This is a genomic window from Anaerococcus obesiensis (genome assembly GCF_016599815.1).
Taxonomy (GTDB): domain Bacteria; phylum Bacillota; class Clostridia; order Tissierellales; family Peptoniphilaceae; genus Anaerococcus; species Anaerococcus vaginalis.
The window spans coordinates 741,865-757,761 of the sequence record NZ_CP067016.1 but is presented as its reverse complement, the minus strand read 5'-3'; the positions used below and the strand labels follow the sequence as shown (position 1 = coordinate 757,761).

Sequence of the window (15,897 nt, the reverse complement as noted above, 5' to 3'; positions counted from 1 at the left end):
CTAAAACTCAATTAAATTTAATCCCAATTCTTCATCAAATTTTCTATTAATATCGCCATCAATAATTGTAACAAAAATTTCCGCAGTTAAAGAAATAATAGCCTCATTCAAATGACCTGCAATTGCTTCCCCTGCAATATCTCCAGTAAGAGCATTTGTTTTTGCCTTGCCACAAGTGATGTGAAAATGAGTATAAAGCTTACCGTCTTTATTAGAAATATTTCCACAAAGATTTGAAATTTCTAAATATTCTTCATATTTTTTTATATTATAATCCTTAGTTTCAGGATCAAAAAGACCAATATCAAGATTATCAGTAGCACCAATTCCAGTTAAAAAACCAGCCTTTACATTTTCCTTTTCCAAAATTTCCCTAACAGATTCAACAAGCTTGTCGCCCTTTTTTAATCTAATAACTAATTTATCATCAAATCTTTTATAAACCATATAAAATCCTTTCATTTTTCTTTAACTTACACATTCTTTAAACATTATACCCAAACAAGGGGAGGGATATTGGATTTTGATTTTTTTTTAATCTTTAATTTTAAAATAAATTATTTTATTAAATTAAAACTTCGTATACTTAGGGCGGAAGGAACAGGGGACTTCCGATTGTCCCCTTTTTCCTTCCCCCTAAGAACTCCCATCTTTATAACCCTTAACCGGCCCTTGCAGGGAGCAAAATCAGAAAGAAACTTACGTTTCTTTCGTTTTTTAATCGATTATCCAAATTTAATAAGTATATAAGTCCAAAATAAATAAATTCTAAGTTCATTAAAAGAGAAAAAATAACTCACTAACGTTCAAACAATTTTTTCTCTAATAATTCACTTGAATTTATAATTATTTTTAAAAATCAAATTTAAAAAAATTGAAAGAAGCGAAGCTTCTTACAAAATTAGCTCCATGCAATGGTCGGTTGCAGGGGGGCAAAAAGGTGGGGGTTTTAGGGATATAATTAGCTTGAAATTGTGCCAGTGGTACAATTTCAATAATTATACCGCGGACTTTATTCGTAGTTTTAATTTGAAATTGAATTTTGATTTAAGATTTTTTTAAATTTAAAAAGCAAGTCAGCGTGGAAAAAGGGGACAATCGGAAGTCCCCTAATTTGTCCCCTTAGTAACGAAGTATTAAAAATTAATTGTAATTTAGTAAATCATAGAAAAACATTAAGCTTAAAAAATAAAAAAATCTGCATTTAAAAAAGGACTATTTCTAGTCCATTTTCACTCTTTTTAAAAGTGCCATTGCAAAAATAGCAGTAATTATTACAGAAATAACTCCATTTATTGAAGAAACTCCAAGTTTTTGTACAACTTCTACCATATTTGCTTCAAATGACAATCCCATAGCAACTTTATTTTTTATAAAAGTGTATAACAAATAAAGAATAATATAGGTTATTTGTCCAAAAAATCCTGCAAGAGCTGCTTTTGCTTTTTCATTTTTTATTTTTGTTTTGTGAAAAATCAAACCTGCCACAAAGCCCATCATAAATTTATTTATAAATGTAAATGGTGCTGATGCAAAATAAAGTGGATTTGTTAAATCAAAAATTGCAGAACCAACTCCTGCTGCAAGTCCTCCAAGTCCTGGTCCTAAAATTATTCCTCCCAAAAGACAAAAGGCATTTCCTAAATGAAATCTTGTATCTCCCATTGGCGTTTTGAGTGGTATTTGAAAAAATGCTGAAAAAATAAATACCAAGGCTATAAAAAGACCTGTATATGTAAGTTTTTTTGTAGATAATTTAATCATGAGTCCTCCTATTTTTATTTCTACGTTTTTCTATCACAAACTAATTATATAATACAAAGGAAAATGTGTAAATATATCATTTTTCTATAAAATATTTTATAAATATCCATTTTCAAATTTAAAATGCAATTTTTTTCTATAAAATTAAAAATGTAACATGAGTTACAGAAATTAATTTGAATTTTTTATATAATAAATTAAAAACAAAAAGGAGTTATAGATGAGCGAATTTTTAGGACCAATACATTATATGATGTATGAAAAAATAAAATTTCAAGATAAAATTACAAATTTTCTTTTAGATGGCAATACAAAAGAAATTGACGAAAAAATTAAACCAGTTTCAACTGATAATTTGGAAAATTTAATAGACCAAGAAAATATTCACGGCTGGCTTGATTCAAAAATTGATGTTGTAGAAAATAGACTTGCTTTTGCAATTAAAAATAGCAAAAATGCCAAGGAAAAATTATTTGATTTTGGAAAAAAACAAGCAGTTGGAAAAAAATTTTCTGATTATAATGAAATTTTTAAGGATTTAAATGCCATGATTCTTGATGGAATGCCATGTGACAACGGACTTTCTGCAACAATTGATGAAAATGGAGATTTATTTTTAATTACAAATGTAAATACTCACGAAAAATATTTCAAAGATTTTATAAATCCAGAAGATTCTCTTTCAAACACTTGCGAAGGAGGCCACAGCCACGACCACCACGAAGCTTTTGAAATTAATAAAAATGGTTTTGAATTAAAAGAAGAAATTTCTCCATATCATGAATATAGGTACGAATTTTTAAAAGGATATTTTGAAAATTCTCCCTACGCAGTTGACCTTGTTTGTGGAATTAATTATAGAATTTACAAAAAATAAAAAATATTATACAAAATGGATAAGTATATCTTGGAAAAATAATAAGGATTTTTATGAAAATAGAAGATGTAGTTAAAAATTAAAGGATGATCCTCGAAATAAAGACTATACGAACAGGGGATTGGTCCAATTTTTCAGTTAAATAAAGATTCTAAGATTTTAATAATTGGTCAGGCTCCCGGCAAAAAGTTGAGGAAAGCGGAATTTTATTTAATGATAAAAGCGGAGAAAATCTAGTTGATTGGCTGGGAATAAGTATGGATACCCTCCATGGCAAAAACTTTTCAATACTTCCCATGGATTTTTATTATCCAGGTAAGGGAAAAAGTGGTGACAAGGCTCCAAGAAAATTTATAGCAAAAGAATATCATCCTCTCCTACTTGAAGAGATTAAAAATATAAATTTAACTATATTGATAGGTGCCTATGCACAGAAATTTTACCTAAAAGATGATTTTAAGAAAAATCTAACGGAGACAGTAAGGAATTTTAAAGATTACTTGCCAGAGTACTTTCCCCTAGTCCACCCAAGTCCTTTAAATAATAGGTGGATGGCTAAAAATAAATTTTTTAAGGAAGAAACCCTGCCAGAACTAAAAAAATTATCCAAAGAATACTTTAGAAAATTTTATAGTTGAATGAAATAATAAATATTAGCAATAAGGAGGCTATATGAAAAAATTAAGTGCAAATATTTTAGATGGCAAATTTGAACATTTGATAGACGAAGACAAACTACAAATCACCCACCTACAAATCAAACAAGGTGAGGAAATTCCAAGCCATAAGTCAGATAAAAACGTAGTGGTTGTAATTTATAAGGGCAAGGTTAATTTCACTGGAGAAAATAAAAGTGAGATTATAGTGCCAGGTAATATAATAACTATGAAACCTAATGAAATGCACTCTTTAAAGGCAATTGAAGATAGTGATTTGATGGTTATAAAAGCAAAAATTTAAAAAATAAAAAAAGGATGTTGCAAAATGATTAATCGTTTCAAAATAATCATAGGGAATTCTCATAAAGTTTCGCATAAATAAAGCGATAAGCTCAGTACGAAGCTTTAAAAAATCTATGATAATAGGACGATAGTAATTCACACTTTGCAACATCCACTTTTTTATTTGTTTTTCTTTTTAATTTTTAACTTTTTTTCTCTTCCAAACAATTTATTTGTTGAATAATTTAGGATATTTTTCTTGTAAACTCTTGCTGCGATTATATACATTAGAACTATTCCGCCTAACAAAATTACTAAGGAAATCATTCCTTGTAAAAGGCTTGCGTTTTCGTAGATCAATCTCATTGGCATAAAAAATGTTGACAAGAATGGGATGTAGGATAAAATTTTTATAAAATTATTTGGCTCACTTCCTACAAATGATGTGGAAATAAAATAGCAAAACATAATTATTAGCATAATTGGCGTTGCCATTTTGCCTGCATCTTCTTGCTTTTGTACCAAAGAACCAAGCATAGCTGAAAGGATTATATATAAAATCAATCCCAAAACCATAAATAAAACTATTTCTCCAACTAATTTATAATTTATTCCTTCAAAAATTTCAGAAATATTAAATCCTAGCATAGTTTTTATTTTTTCGTAAAATCCTGTAAATTTAATTATGGCAAATCCAACAAGTCCCAAGGCTAAATAAATTCCAAAATGAACTAGCATAGCAAGAATTGTTCCAAAAATTTTTCCAGCCATATAAGTGCCAGCTTTTACTGATGAGAAAATAAATTCTAGCATTTTTGTGCCTTTTTCAACTGCAATATCTTGCATTATTATTTGTGAATAAAAAATTAAAACAAAATACATTACAAAAATTGTAGCAAATAGGGCTAGCATATTTCCTGGATTTTTTAAATTATCTTTTATTTCGTGAAGATTTACTTCTGGTTTTTGGCTAATTATTGCATTTTGCTTGGCGTCAATATTAGAATTTTTCAAATTTTCTTTTCTTTGCATATCCTCTGCCAAAGAATTTATTACAAGCATAGGAGTTCTTGCTGTTGTATCTCCATAATAATCAAAATTTAAAAGTCCGTCTTTGTTTTTCACTTCAAGGTAGGCTGAAATATCTTTGTTATCAAGAGCTTTTTTCGCCTCATTTTTTTCTTTAAATTCAAAATCTACCATAGGATTATTACGGAAATTTTTCTTGTATTTTTCTTCCGTTACAACTGCAATTGTGTCTGGAGTTTTGGTTGAGTAAGAAATGTAGGAAATTATTCCAATAACTACAGCCATAATAAAAGGCATAAGAACCATAACCCAAAAAGTAGGCGATTTAAGGTGTTTTTTTAAAGTATCAACTGATACAGTCATAAATCTATTCATTTTCTTCCACCTTTCTTGCAAAAATTTCATTTAATGTAGGAGGCGATTGGTCAAAATATGGAACAAATCCAATATTATCTACAATTTTTTTGAAAATAACTTTTGCGTAATCTTCATTTTTCAAAATAAAAGTCCACTTATTACCATCTTGGCTAATCATTTCTATATTTTCATCGTTTAAGAAAAATAAATCTTCGCTTGATTCGACTACAATTTTATTTCTTTCGTAAGAATTTCTAATTTCTTGAGGCGAACCATTCAAAACAATATTTCCTTTTTTAAGCATTATCAATTTTTTGCAAAGACTTTCCACATTTTCCATATTGTGAGATGAAAACATAATTGTCGTTCCTTCTTTATTTACATCTTTGATTATTTTTTCCAAAAGTCTGATGTTGTATGGATCAAGACCAGAAAAAGGCTCATCCAAAATTACAAATTCTGGTTTATAAATTAAAGCACAAAGAAGTTGAACTTTTTGTTGGTTTCCTTTTGAAAGCTCCTTGATTTTTGATGATAATTTTCCATCAATTTCAAAATATTCAAACCATTCTTTCAATTTTTCATCAGAAATATTATTCATTTTATTTAATTTTGCAAAATATCTTATTTGATCTTCTACTTTTCTTTTTGAATCAAGAGATCTTTCTTCTGGCAAAAATCCAATTTTTTCCAAAGGAACTTTAGAAAATTTTTTGCCATTATAAGTAATCTTGCCATCATATTTTGAATAAAAGTTCATTATACACCTAAAAAGTGTTGACTTCCCAGCGCCATTTTGTCCTATAACTCCAAAAAGTTCTCCATCTTTCACTTCAAAATCAAGATTATTTAAAGCAAGAAGATCTCCAAAACTTTTACTTAATCTTTCTACTTTTAGCATGGATACTCCTTTATCATAAATATCTATTCACTCTTATTTTACCATAGAAAATCAAATTAAAAAAGATGAGAAATCACTTCTCATCTTTTTCCTTTTCATACTTAATATATTTTAAAATTTCAAAATCAAGAGAATTTACCAAAATTGCAATTACAACTCCTACCAAAGTATCCAAAGTTCTATTTAGGGCAAAATTTATAGCTCCAAAATTTTCTCCATAATGATTTATTGAAACCGAAGCTAGGACTATGCACATTATTGAAATGGCGTTTGGTTTTTCCATAGAAGAAACTATCCAAATCAAAAAAGCCATAATTACCGATAATAAAAATAATTTCCTATGTCATTTGTAAAATTTTTCCTAACAAATAAAAGATATAAAAATCCAACAAATCCTCCAATGCAAGTTCCCAAAATCCTATTTAATCCAATATCAATTGAGCCGTTTACGTCATTTTTTGTACAAATTATAGCAGCTATGGCAGAATAAAATGGCAAGGCATTTGCCGATCTAAAATGCGAAAATGTAAAAGATAAAAATACAGCCAAAGCTGTTTTGAAAATTCTTTGTCCCGGTTTTTTTAATTTCATAATCCAAGCCTATCAAATAAAAAATCAAAAAATGTATCTTCATTTACCCTGTTTGCTATATATTTTTTATTTTTTGAATTAATTTCAACAATACTTCCCCTATCAAAATCTTCATTTACCTTGATAGCTTTTTCTTCAAAAATAAATGCTTGTGGTTTCAAAACCATATAAAGCAAAATCCCTGCCTTTATTTCTCTTTCATTTTTTGGATAAAATTTATAAAGATTTTTGATATTTTCAAAAACAGGATCAGAAGTTGATTTTTTCAAAATTTCATCAGGCAAGGTCAATGAATTCGAAATATCTATTGGCAAAATAAAAGTTTCAATATCTTCTTTCAAAACAATATTTGTAGCCTTTGGATCGGTAAAAAAATTAAATTCTGAATTTTTTGTAATATCTCCAGAAGAAAAATTTGAACCCAAAATAAAAATATGGTCAATGTATGAAACAAAATCATCATATTTTATTATTGCTTTTGCTATATTTGTAAGAGGACCTGTCGCAATAATATCAAGCCTTCCACAATCTTTTGCCAAATCATATAAAAAATCTTCAGGACTTGCATCAGATAAATAATCTTTTTTCTTGTCAAAAATTAGAGAATTTTCTCCCCTAATCAAAATTTCTTGATTTTTCAAATTAGAAGATGAGCCCTCACAAATTGGCAAAATTAAATCTTCCATATTTGCCATAGAAAGAATATTTTTTGCGGCAAATTTTGAATCCATAAAAGAGCTTACAGAAGAAATTCCAACAATTTCAAATTCATTAGAATTAAATGCCATTTTAAGCATCAAAATTTCTGATAAAGTAAAATTTGTATCTATATAAATAAATGGTTTTTCTTTTTCCATAATTCACTTCCTTTTTTTAAAAATTATACCAATATTAATTGAATTTTCTATCAAATTTTATAAGCAAAAATATAAAGAATATATTTTTAATTTTTACAATCAATTAAAACTTCTTGGTTTTTAATTTTATTTTCAAAATATATAGTTGTTTGACAAAATACAAATTAATTAAATAAATATAAGAAGATGACCGATTTTTGTGAATATTTACAAATAATAATTTATATAATAAAATAGTTTTTAATGATTAGGAGGAAAAAATGAAAGAATTTTTAAAAAGAAAAGGAATAAGTTTATCGGCAAAAGTTTATTTTATTGATGCTCTAGGCTCAATGGCTTTCGGACTTTTTGCAACTCTTTTGGTTGGAACAATTTTAAACACAATCGGCAAATCTTTTGACATTAAATTTTTGTCAGAAACAATTTGGCCCCTTGCCCAAGAAGCCACAGGACCTGCAATCGCCGTATCAATCGCCTACGCTTTAAACGCTGACAGATTAATTTTATTTTCATCAACAATTGTAGGACTTTCTGCAAATAAATTGGGAGGTCCAATGGGAGTTTTTATCGCAACATTAATCTCCGTAGAAATTGCAAAAATAATTTCAAAAGAAACAAAAATCGACATAGTTTTAACTCCAGTTGTGACAGTTTTAGTTGGAGTAATGATTGCAAATTTAGTAGGGCCTTTTATCCAAACGCTCATGACAAAAATCGGAATAATTATAATGGATGCAACAAGACAAAAGCCTTTTATAATGGGGATTATTGTTTCAGTAATTGTAGGAATTGTTTTGACTCTTCCAATTTCATCGGCTGCTCTTTGTATGACCATAAGTCTTTCAGGACTTGCGGCAGGAGCTGCGACAATTGGTTGCTGTTGTCAAATGATAGGCTTTGCAGTAATTTCATTTAAAGAAAATAAAACCCAAGGCTTAATTGCTCAAGGACTTGGAACAAGTATGCTCCAAATGCCAAATATAATGAGAAATCCAAAAATTTTAATTCCGCCAACACTTGCCTCAGCAATACTAGGACCTTTTTCAACAATAATTTTTAAACTAGAAAATTCTCCAATAGGAGCCGGCATGGGAACATGCGGTTTGGTAGGACAAATTTCAACTTTCACAGCAATGAGCCATGTCCCATTTTTAAAATTATTATTTACAATAATAATAATAATGCATATAATCCTTCCAGCCATAGTTTCCTTAATAATTTATTATTTCATAAAAAAAATCGGCTGGATAAAAGATGGAGATATGAAGTTGGATTTCTCCAAATAAAATTTATTTAATAAAAATATTTTAAATTTAAAAATGGACTATGCAATGCACAGTCCATTTTTATTTGTAATTTTTTAAATTCTTATCCAAGTTTTCATCTATTAAATTGAATTTATTTATTTTTTTCTTTTTTTAGAAACAAATAGGCCGCCTACAGAACCTGCCAAGATTGTCAAAATACTTGCTGATGAACCTACTCCAGTTTTAACATTTTTTGATTTATTATTAGCTGGTGTAAGTTTTGCTTTTTTAGAATTTGATGTGATTTCTTTAGCTTTTTCACTTACAAGCTTAGAGCCATCAATCATATTTTTTGAACCATCTGGATATGTTATTGTTACACTACCATTTTTTGTCACTTCAATGTTGATAGCCTTTGGATTTGATTTTTTAACCTTACTAGCAATTTCTGCTTTTTCCTTATCAGTCAAATTATTTTTATCTTTAACCAAAGTCTTAGCCGGAATTACTGCTGGATTATTTTGAGCATCTGTTTTATTATTTTGTGCTTGTGCCATTTTCTCAACCAAATCGCTAGCATTAATTGTATCCTTAGAATTATCTGGATATGTTACACTTACATTTCCTTTTTCATCTACTTCTACTTGTGTATTTTCTGGGAAATTATTTTTGTTTATGTCTTTTATTTTATTTTTATTTCCTCTTTTTCTTTTTCTGTTAATTTTTCTAAATTTTTAACTTTTATTTTATTTTTTGGAAGAATTGGGTCAATTGTATCAGCAATTGGTTTTTGTTCTAAAGCAGCTAGCATTTGTCTTTTCTTATTAATTTCAAGTCTTAGATTTTTTATTTCCAAATCTAGTCCCTTAATTTTTTCATCTATTTCTTTTATTTTTTCTCTTAACTCTTTTTCTTTTTCATCTTCAGCCTTTTGTTCTTCTTCTAATTTCAAAAGTTTTTCTTTAAGAGTTTTTATCTCATTTGCTGTCTTTTCACTTAAAGCCTTGCTAGCATTTTTTTCTTTTTCTAATTCTTCTATTTCTTTCTTATTTGCGTCAATTTTTTCTTGAATTTTTGCTTTTTCTTCTTCAAGTGCTTTAATCGCTTGGTCTTTGTTGTCTATAGCCTTTAATTTATTTTGTTTTTCTTCAATGCTATTTTGAATATTTTTAAGATTTTCTTTTTCAGCATCTACTTCTTCTTTAGCTTTTTCAACAAGTTTTTCTTGTTCTTCTTTTGCTGCTTTAAGCTCATTGACATTTTTTTCAGTTTCTGGCTTGATTTTCTTTATATCTTCAATCTCTTTTTCTAAACGCTCAATTTTTTTGTCAAGCTCAGCTTTTTTAGCCTCTAAATTTTCATAATCTTTAAGCTTTTCTTGTTTTTCTGAAATTTCTTTTCCAAGTTTTTCTTTTACTTGTTTTATAATATTTAATGCACTTTCTCCACCAATTTTTTTATTTTCAAGTTCTTTTATATCTTTTTTTAATTTCTCAATTTCATCAATTACATCTTGTGGTGTTTTATTATTTAATTTTTTTTCTAATTCTTCTTTTTCTTTTTGAATTGGTGCTATTTGAGCTTTTTTAGCCTTAATATTTGTTTTTATTTCTTGTATTTGTTTATCAAGTTCTTGATTTTACTTAGCTAAGTCTATTGCATCTTTTTTAGCTTGTTCTTTCTTATTTGAAAGTTCAGCAATCTTATTTTGTATATTTGTGTTTTCTTGTTCTTTTTCTTGAATTTGTTTTTTTGAATTTTCAATTATTTCATCAAAATTAGGAATAACACCTTGAGGAGGATTACCAGCTTTTTTAGCCTCTTCATAGTTTTGTTTAGCTTCTTTTGTCCTTTCAATATGTGTATTCAAATTTTGAATATTTCTTTTATTTTCTTCGATTTTTGCTTGTTCGCCTGAAATTTTATTATCAAAGTCTGCTACTTCCTTGCCTTTTTCAGCGATAGTTGCAGAATTTCTTGTCTTTTCTTCCTCTAATTCTTTTACTTTTTTTTCAAGAGTAGACATTTCATCTTCAATTTTTTTAATTTCTTTTTCTTTATTTTCAATGTTTTTATCCAAATCAGTATCATAATCTGGATATTTATCTATCAATTTTTGCAATTCAGCCTTTTTCAATTCATAACTAGCATTAACAACCTTTAATTGATCCTCAAACTCTTTTTTATCTACTTCATTTTTCTTTTCTTTTGCTTTCAAATCAGTGATTTCTTGTATAAGGCTTGTCTTATTAGCGATTATATTGTTTAAACTTTCTTGAATTTTTTCTCTTTCTTCTTTAGCTTTTGGAAGTTCTTGTTCATACTTAGCCAAATCAGCTGTATATCTTTCTAAAAGAGCATTTTCTTTCTCATAAGCTTTTTTCTTTTTATCTAATTCTTCACTAGATTTTTCTAGGCTTTCCTCAAGTTTTTTCTTTTTATCTTCACTAGCTTTTTCTTTTTCCTTATCTTCTTCTATACTTTCTTCAAGAGCCTTCTTATCCTTTGCTGGATCAAAGTTTTTTATATCCTCAATTTCTTTTTCCTTTTTCTCAAGGGCTTTTCTTAAATTTTCTTTTTCCTCATTAGCTTTTGCTAATTTTTCATCAAAAGATTTAAGAATTTTTTGGTTTTCAGCTTCTTTATCCTCAAGTTCCTTGATTTTATTTTTTAAATCATCAATTTCCTTAGCCAACTTGTCATTTTTCTTGGATAATTTATTAGAAAGTTCAGATTTTTCTTTAAGCAAGTCTTCTTTTTCTTTTAATTTTTCATCCAATTGCTTTTCTAATTGAGCAATTTCTTTTTTAATAAGAGCAATTTTATTTTCAATTTCTCCCTTACTTTTCATATTTATAGAATTTACATTAAGATTTTCTTCAGCTCTTACCATTTTTCCATTTGAAAAAATAATGCTAGAAGACAAAGCAAGCACCATAGCGTATTTTGCTAATTTTTGTTTTTTCATAATTTATACCTCATCTTTTATATTGTATTAGTTTTGTTTTATACATTATTTTCATATCTTACCAAAATATTTCTAAAGTGTCAACAAAAAATTTTCAAGAAAGTTTATTGATTTAATTTAGCAAACTTAATAGGTGTATGTTAGTAAATATGAGCTTTTTGTGAAATAAAAATGTAAGAAATGTGAGGGATTTTTTAAATAGCAAAAGCAAAATTTGATTTTTAAATAAATATATCTAAAATTTACTCTGGGGAGAAAAAAATATTTGAAATTTTAAAAATAAAAATAAATAAAAATTATTTATTAGAAAATTTCAAGTTGTTAATAGAATTTTTTGTGAATTTTTAAAAAATTTTCAAAAAAAGAAAGTGCAAGCACTTTCTAATTTTTAATATTAAAATTTTTATTTCTAATTATAAGTTAATTTTATTTTTTGGAATTTTTTCCAGCTTTGTGGGATAAATATTAAAAACGTGCACACTGGCACGTTTTTAAGCTAATTTACACGCTAATTTATCATTCATTTTTTAATAAATTAGCATTATATTTTATTTTTCGAAATTTAATCCTTAGTTATAGTCCGCGGGATAATCATTAAAAATGTGCCACTGGCACATTTTTAAGCTGATTATCAATCCTGGTCGCTGTATTGTTTTAGTTTTCCTAGGGCTTGATTTTCTATTTGTCTTATTCTTTCTCTGGATAGATTATAAATTGTTCCTATTTCTTCTAGGGTTTTTGGTTTTTCGTTATCCAAACCGTATCTATAAATTATTATTTGTTTTTCTCTATCTGAAAGTTGATCCAAAGCTTTCATTAGGAAATCTTCCATATCTTTTTTTAGGATTTGATCGTCTACTGGAATTGAATCGTCTCCTACCATATCCATCAGCTCATCGCCTGTTGAATCTTCTGAGTCAAGATTTATGTTTAGGCTTGTTGAATTTACTTGATTTCTGTTTATCAAAAATAAATCGTCGGCTTGTTTTTTGTCGATTCCTTCTTGTTTTAAAATCTTGTATAATTCTTCTTCGCTTGCTTCTGGATTTGCTTTTAATATTTGTTTTAATTTGTTTAATTTTAAATATTTTCCAGCTGGTATTCTTATTGTATGACCTTCTTTGTTGATTGCTTTTCTTATTGCTTTATCAATCCACTTGTAGGCGTAGGTTGTAAATTTGTATCCTAATGTTAGATCAAATTTTTCTGCAGCCCTTATCATTCCAAGCATGCCTGATTGGACTAAATCTTCAAGTTCAAGGTCGTTTCCATGTGAGCGATAAAAATATGAAGCCCTGCTTCTGACTAAACCTTGGTTTTTATCTACTAAGGCTCCAAGGGCATTTTGATTTCCTTCTTGAAATTGTTCTACAATTTGCTCATTTGTTAAATCAGAAAGCCTAATTATGTCAGATCTTTGCCTTGCAACGATAGAATTTTTTATTTTTTTTCTATCTTCTTCCTCTTCTATTTCCAGTTCTTCATCTTCCAAAAACTGTTCAAATTCTTCTTTTTCATCTTCTGTTAAGCCCTTATAAATTTTTTGGGCTTGTTTTTCATCAATATCATCTTCATCGAAAAAATCTTTAAATTTTTCAAAGACTTCTTCGTCATTAAAATCTATTTTATCCATATAACCACCATAATTGATCTGCCTAAGCAGCCAAGTTCTTATAAAAATGATTTAAATTTTTATAAATTGAATTTATCTACCTTTACCATTTATTTTTCCAAGTCTTTTTTTATATCATCAAGTTTTTTTATTATTTGATCTGATAAGGGAAATTGCTTGAAATTATTTGAGAAATCTTTTTTTTGATTTCTTTTTATTTTTACCCTCTTATTTAAAAGATCATTCCTAAGCTCAAGGGCAGTCATCCTGCTTGCTCCTCTTTCGAAAGCAAGTGATTGAATTTGCCCATCGTCGGTTACAACTTTTACATTGTGACGACGTGCATATTTGTTTGTCATTTTTTCAATGTAGGTATCTGCTGTTTGAAATTTTTTGGTATAGACTATTTCTATGCCTAGTTTTTCAAATATATTTTCTTTTTCACCGTCTGAATTGTAGGCATCAAAGACTACAATAACTTTTTCATTTGAAAGGGATGCGTATTCTGCCATCTCGTCTATTAATTTTTCACGAGCAAGCTCTAGGGAATTTTCTTTTATATGAATTAATTCAGGCCAAGAATTTATTATGTTATAGCCATCAACATAGGTTATATTTTTTTTAGTTAAAGCCATTTTGTCTTAGACTTTCATAGATTGCGATTGCACTTGCTACCGATGCGTTTAATGAATTTATTTTGCCAAGCATTGGTATTTTTATTAGTCCATCGCAATTTTCTCTTACAAGTCTTGAAAGTCCCTTTCCTTCATTGCCAACAACTAGGGCAATTTTTCCTGTAAGATCTGTTTGGGTAATATCTCCTTCTGCTTCTCCAGCTAGTCCATAAACCCAAAAATTTTCTTTTTTTATTTCTTTTATGGCCCTATTTATATTCTTAACCATGGCTATATCAATGTTATTGATTGCACCTGCACTTGTTTTGTAAACTGTTGAATTTACTTTTGCAGATCTTCTTTCTGAAATAATTATTCCATCAAATCCAAAGGCCTCTGCACTTCTAATTATTGCACCAAGATTGTGAGGATCTTCTATTTGGTCTAGAATCATTAATCTTTTTTTATCTTTTAAATCATCAAGGTCCTTGTATTTGTAATCTTCTACTTCAATTTCAACACCTTGGTGGTTGCCAGAAATTTTTGAAAAATAATCCTTGTCTTCATAAAAAATCGGAATATTTTTATCTTCTAATTTATTTATAATTTTATCAATTAGCTTGTGATTTTTGCCTTTATTATTTAAAATATGAGCTTTTTTTATATTTTCTCCTGCATCAATGGTTTCAAGTACAGATTTTCTTCCATATATACTTGCCATTATTTAAGCTCCCACTTGGTTCCTTCTCTGGTATCTTTGATTAAAATTCCCATTTCAGAAAGTTTATCACGAATTTGGTCAGCTTTAGCAAAATCTTTTGCTTTTTTCGCTTCTTTTCTTTCTTCAATTAATTTATTTATCAAATCTTCATCAAGAGAGTCATCTGTTTTTTTCCTATTTTCTATTCCAAGAACATCTTCAAGTTTTATAAATAAATCTCTAGTTTTTTCTACAAATTCTTTTGAAGAATTTTCATCTAGTTTGGTATTAGCAAATTTTGAAATTTCAAATAAAACTGTAAGGGCATCTGCAGTGTTTAGGTCATCATCCATAACTTTTCTAAAATTATTTTCAAAATTATCAAGCTCTCTTACCAATTCTTTTTCTTCATCTTTTAAATTTCCACTTGCTTTTTCTAAGAGATCGTCCATCCTAAATTTGGCATTGTTTAATCTTTCTAGGGAATTTTTTGCTTGCTCTATTATTTCTCTTGTGAAATTTATTGGAAGTCTATAGCTTGCAGACAAAAGCCAAAATCTTACAACCATAAGGTCGTATTCTTTTTTAATATCGTGTAGGGTAAAGAAATTTCCCAAAGACTTGCTCATTTTGGTTCCATCAACTTGGATCATGCCGTTGTGCATCCAATAATTTGCAAATTTTTTGCCTGACCTTGTTTCTGATTGGGCAATTTCATTTTCGTGATGAGGGAATTGTAAATCTTCTCCACCAGCATGAAGGTCAATTGTTTCTCCCAATATTTTTTTACTCATGGTTGAACATTCTATATGCCAGCCCGGTCTACCCTTGCCCCAAGGAGAATCCCAAGAGATTTCTCCCTCTTTTTTTGTAGCTTTCCATAGGGTAAAATCCATAGGATTTCTTTTTTTGCCCTTGTCCTTATCATCTAATCTGTTTGATGCGCCTTCTCTTAAATCTTCAATATTTTTTCCAGAAAGATGACCATAATCTTTTGCTTTTGAAATATCAAAATAAACATCTCCATCAGATTCGTAGGCACAATCCTTATCCACCAATTCTTTTACAAATTCTATAATATCATCGATAGTTTCTGTAGCTTTTGGGTGAATGGTCTGATCTTCATCAAGATTTAAATCTTTTGCATCTTCCATATAAGCTTTTATATACTTATCTGTAACTTCCTTAGTTGATATTTTATCTTTAATGGCCTTGTTTATAATTTTATCGTCAACATCTGTAAAATTTACAACATATTTTACGTCATTGCCAAGATATCTTAAATACCTTCTCATTGTATCAAAAATTACCAAAGGACGGGCGTTTCCTATGTGCATATAATCATAAACTGTTGGGCCGCATACATACATTCTTACCTTATTTTCATCAATTGTCTTGAAATCTTCTTTTTGTCTTGTGAATGTATTATATATTTTCAT

General features: G+C 28.3%; 17 protein-coding genes and 2 pseudogenes. 4 read left to right on the top strand and 15 right to left on the bottom strand.

Going from position 1 to position 15,897, the window contains the following annotated elements:
- Both I6H46_RS03695 and I6H46_RS03690 read right to left on the bottom strand, forming a co-directional pair.
- Positions 1-447: a PPC domain-containing DNA-binding protein gene (locus I6H46_RS03695; protein WP_019118902.1), complete on the bottom strand. Its 447-nt coding sequence runs from the start codon at positions 445-447 to the stop codon at positions 1-3.
- Positions 448-1,221: 774 nt separating this feature from the next.
- Positions 1,222-1,764 carry an ECF transporter S component gene (locus I6H46_RS03690; protein WP_019118903.1) on the bottom strand — a complete coding sequence of 181 codons (543 nt, stop codon included), beginning with the start codon at positions 1,762-1,764 and terminating at the stop codon, positions 1,222-1,224.
- 220 nt (positions 1,765-1,984) lie between these two features.
- Between I6H46_RS03690 and I6H46_RS03685 the strand changes: the two genes are divergently transcribed.
- The 3 genes and pseudogenes from I6H46_RS03685 to I6H46_RS03675 all read left to right on the top strand — a co-directional run bounded on the left by I6H46_RS03685 (position 1,985) and on the right by I6H46_RS03675 (position 3,601).
- Positions 1,985-2,641 (top strand): hypothetical protein, encoded by a 657-nt coding sequence (locus tag I6H46_RS03685; protein ID WP_200226172.1) that lies wholly within the window; start codon positions 1,985-1,987, stop codon positions 2,639-2,641.
- A gap of 53 nt (positions 2,642-2,694) precedes the next feature.
- A pseudogene (locus tag I6H46_RS03680) lies at positions 2,695-3,279 on the top strand (uracil-DNA glycosylase family protein).
- A 34-nt stretch (positions 3,280-3,313) separates the two neighbouring features.
- Entirely contained in the window at positions 3,314-3,601 is a 288-nt protein-coding gene (locus I6H46_RS03675; protein WP_019118904.1) for an AraC family ligand binding domain-containing protein, read from the top strand.
- 161 nt (positions 3,602-3,762) lie between these two features.
- On the opposite strand, the gene I6H46_RS03670 is transcribed toward I6H46_RS03675, so the two are convergent.
- The 5 genes from I6H46_RS03670 to I6H46_RS03655 form a co-directional block, all read right to left on the bottom strand.
- Complete coding sequence (locus I6H46_RS03670; RefSeq protein WP_019118905.1) at positions 3,763-4,986, bottom strand: ABC transporter permease; 1,224 nt, start codon at positions 4,984-4,986, stop codon at positions 3,763-3,765.
- On the bottom strand, positions 4,979-5,869 hold the full coding sequence (locus tag I6H46_RS03665) for an ABC transporter ATP-binding protein (protein ID WP_019118906.1): 891 nt from the start codon (positions 5,867-5,869) through the stop codon (positions 4,979-4,981). Before I6H46_RS03665 ends, I6H46_RS03670 begins: the two co-directional genes overlap by 8 nt.
- Positions 5,870-5,942: 73 nt before the next feature.
- Positions 5,943-6,182, bottom strand: a complete 240-nt coding sequence (locus tag I6H46_RS10265) for an aromatic acid exporter family protein (protein WP_267907455.1) — start codon at positions 6,180-6,182, stop codon at positions 5,943-5,945.
- Between the two features lie 2 nt (positions 6,183-6,184).
- Positions 6,185-6,460, bottom strand: coding sequence for an aromatic acid exporter family protein (locus I6H46_RS10260; protein ID WP_267907454.1), 276 nt, complete (start codon positions 6,458-6,460; stop codon positions 6,185-6,187).
- Positions 6,457-7,317: a nucleoside hydrolase gene (locus tag I6H46_RS03655; RefSeq protein WP_019118908.1), complete on the bottom strand. Its 861-nt coding sequence runs from the start codon at positions 7,315-7,317 to the stop codon at positions 6,457-6,459. Before I6H46_RS03655 ends, I6H46_RS10260 begins: the two co-directional genes overlap by 4 nt.
- Before the next feature lie 260 nt (positions 7,318-7,577).
- Here I6H46_RS03655 and I6H46_RS03650 point away from each other — a divergent pair, with 260 nt between their 5' ends.
- Positions 7,578-8,603, top strand: coding sequence for a PTS transporter subunit IIC (locus I6H46_RS03650; protein ID WP_019118909.1), 1,026 nt, complete (start codon positions 7,578-7,580; stop codon positions 8,601-8,603).
- A gap of 116 nt (positions 8,604-8,719) precedes the next feature.
- Here the strand turns inward: I6H46_RS03650 and I6H46_RS09720 are convergent, their stop codons facing one another.
- The 8 genes and pseudogenes from I6H46_RS09720 to cysS all read right to left on the bottom strand — a co-directional run bounded on the left by I6H46_RS09720 (position 8,720) and on the right by cysS (position 15,897).
- Positions 8,720-9,121: a hypothetical protein gene (locus I6H46_RS09720; protein WP_234287410.1), complete on the bottom strand. Its 402-nt coding sequence runs from the start codon at positions 9,119-9,121 to the stop codon at positions 8,720-8,722.
- A gap of 60 nt (positions 9,122-9,181) precedes the next feature.
- Positions 9,182-9,241 (bottom strand): annotated as a pseudogene (locus I6H46_RS09715) (hypothetical protein); the annotation flags it as partial.
- A gap of 5 nt (positions 9,242-9,246) precedes the next feature.
- Positions 9,247-9,516 carry a hypothetical protein gene (locus I6H46_RS09710; RefSeq protein WP_234287409.1) on the bottom strand — a complete coding sequence of 90 codons (270 nt, stop codon included), beginning with the start codon at positions 9,514-9,516 and terminating at the stop codon, positions 9,247-9,249.
- 687 nt (positions 9,517-10,203) lie between these two features.
- On the bottom strand, positions 10,204-11,532 hold the full coding sequence (locus tag I6H46_RS09705; RefSeq protein ID WP_234287408.1) for a hypothetical protein: 1,329 nt from the start codon (positions 11,530-11,532) through the stop codon (positions 10,204-10,206).
- Positions 11,533-12,163: 631 nt separating this feature from the next.
- Positions 12,164-13,165 carry a sigma-70 family RNA polymerase sigma factor gene (locus I6H46_RS03640; protein WP_004839833.1) on the bottom strand — a complete coding sequence of 334 codons (1,002 nt, stop codon included), beginning with the start codon at positions 13,163-13,165 and terminating at the stop codon, positions 12,164-12,166.
- Between the two features lie 89 nt (positions 13,166-13,254).
- Positions 13,255-13,779, bottom strand: a complete 525-nt coding sequence (locus tag I6H46_RS03635) for an NYN domain-containing protein (RefSeq protein ID WP_019118912.1) — start codon at positions 13,777-13,779, stop codon at positions 13,255-13,257.
- Positions 13,766-14,479, bottom strand: a complete 714-nt coding sequence (gene rlmB, locus I6H46_RS03630) for a 23S rRNA (guanosine(2251)-2'-O)-methyltransferase RlmB (RefSeq protein ID WP_019118913.1) — start codon at positions 14,477-14,479, stop codon at positions 13,766-13,768. Before rlmB ends, I6H46_RS03635 begins: the two co-directional genes overlap by 14 nt.
- Positions 14,479-15,897: a cysteine--tRNA ligase gene (cysS, locus tag I6H46_RS03625; RefSeq protein WP_019118914.1), complete on the bottom strand. Its 1,419-nt coding sequence runs from the start codon at positions 15,895-15,897 to the stop codon at positions 14,479-14,481. The genes rlmB and cysS overlap by 1 nt, the downstream gene beginning before the upstream one ends.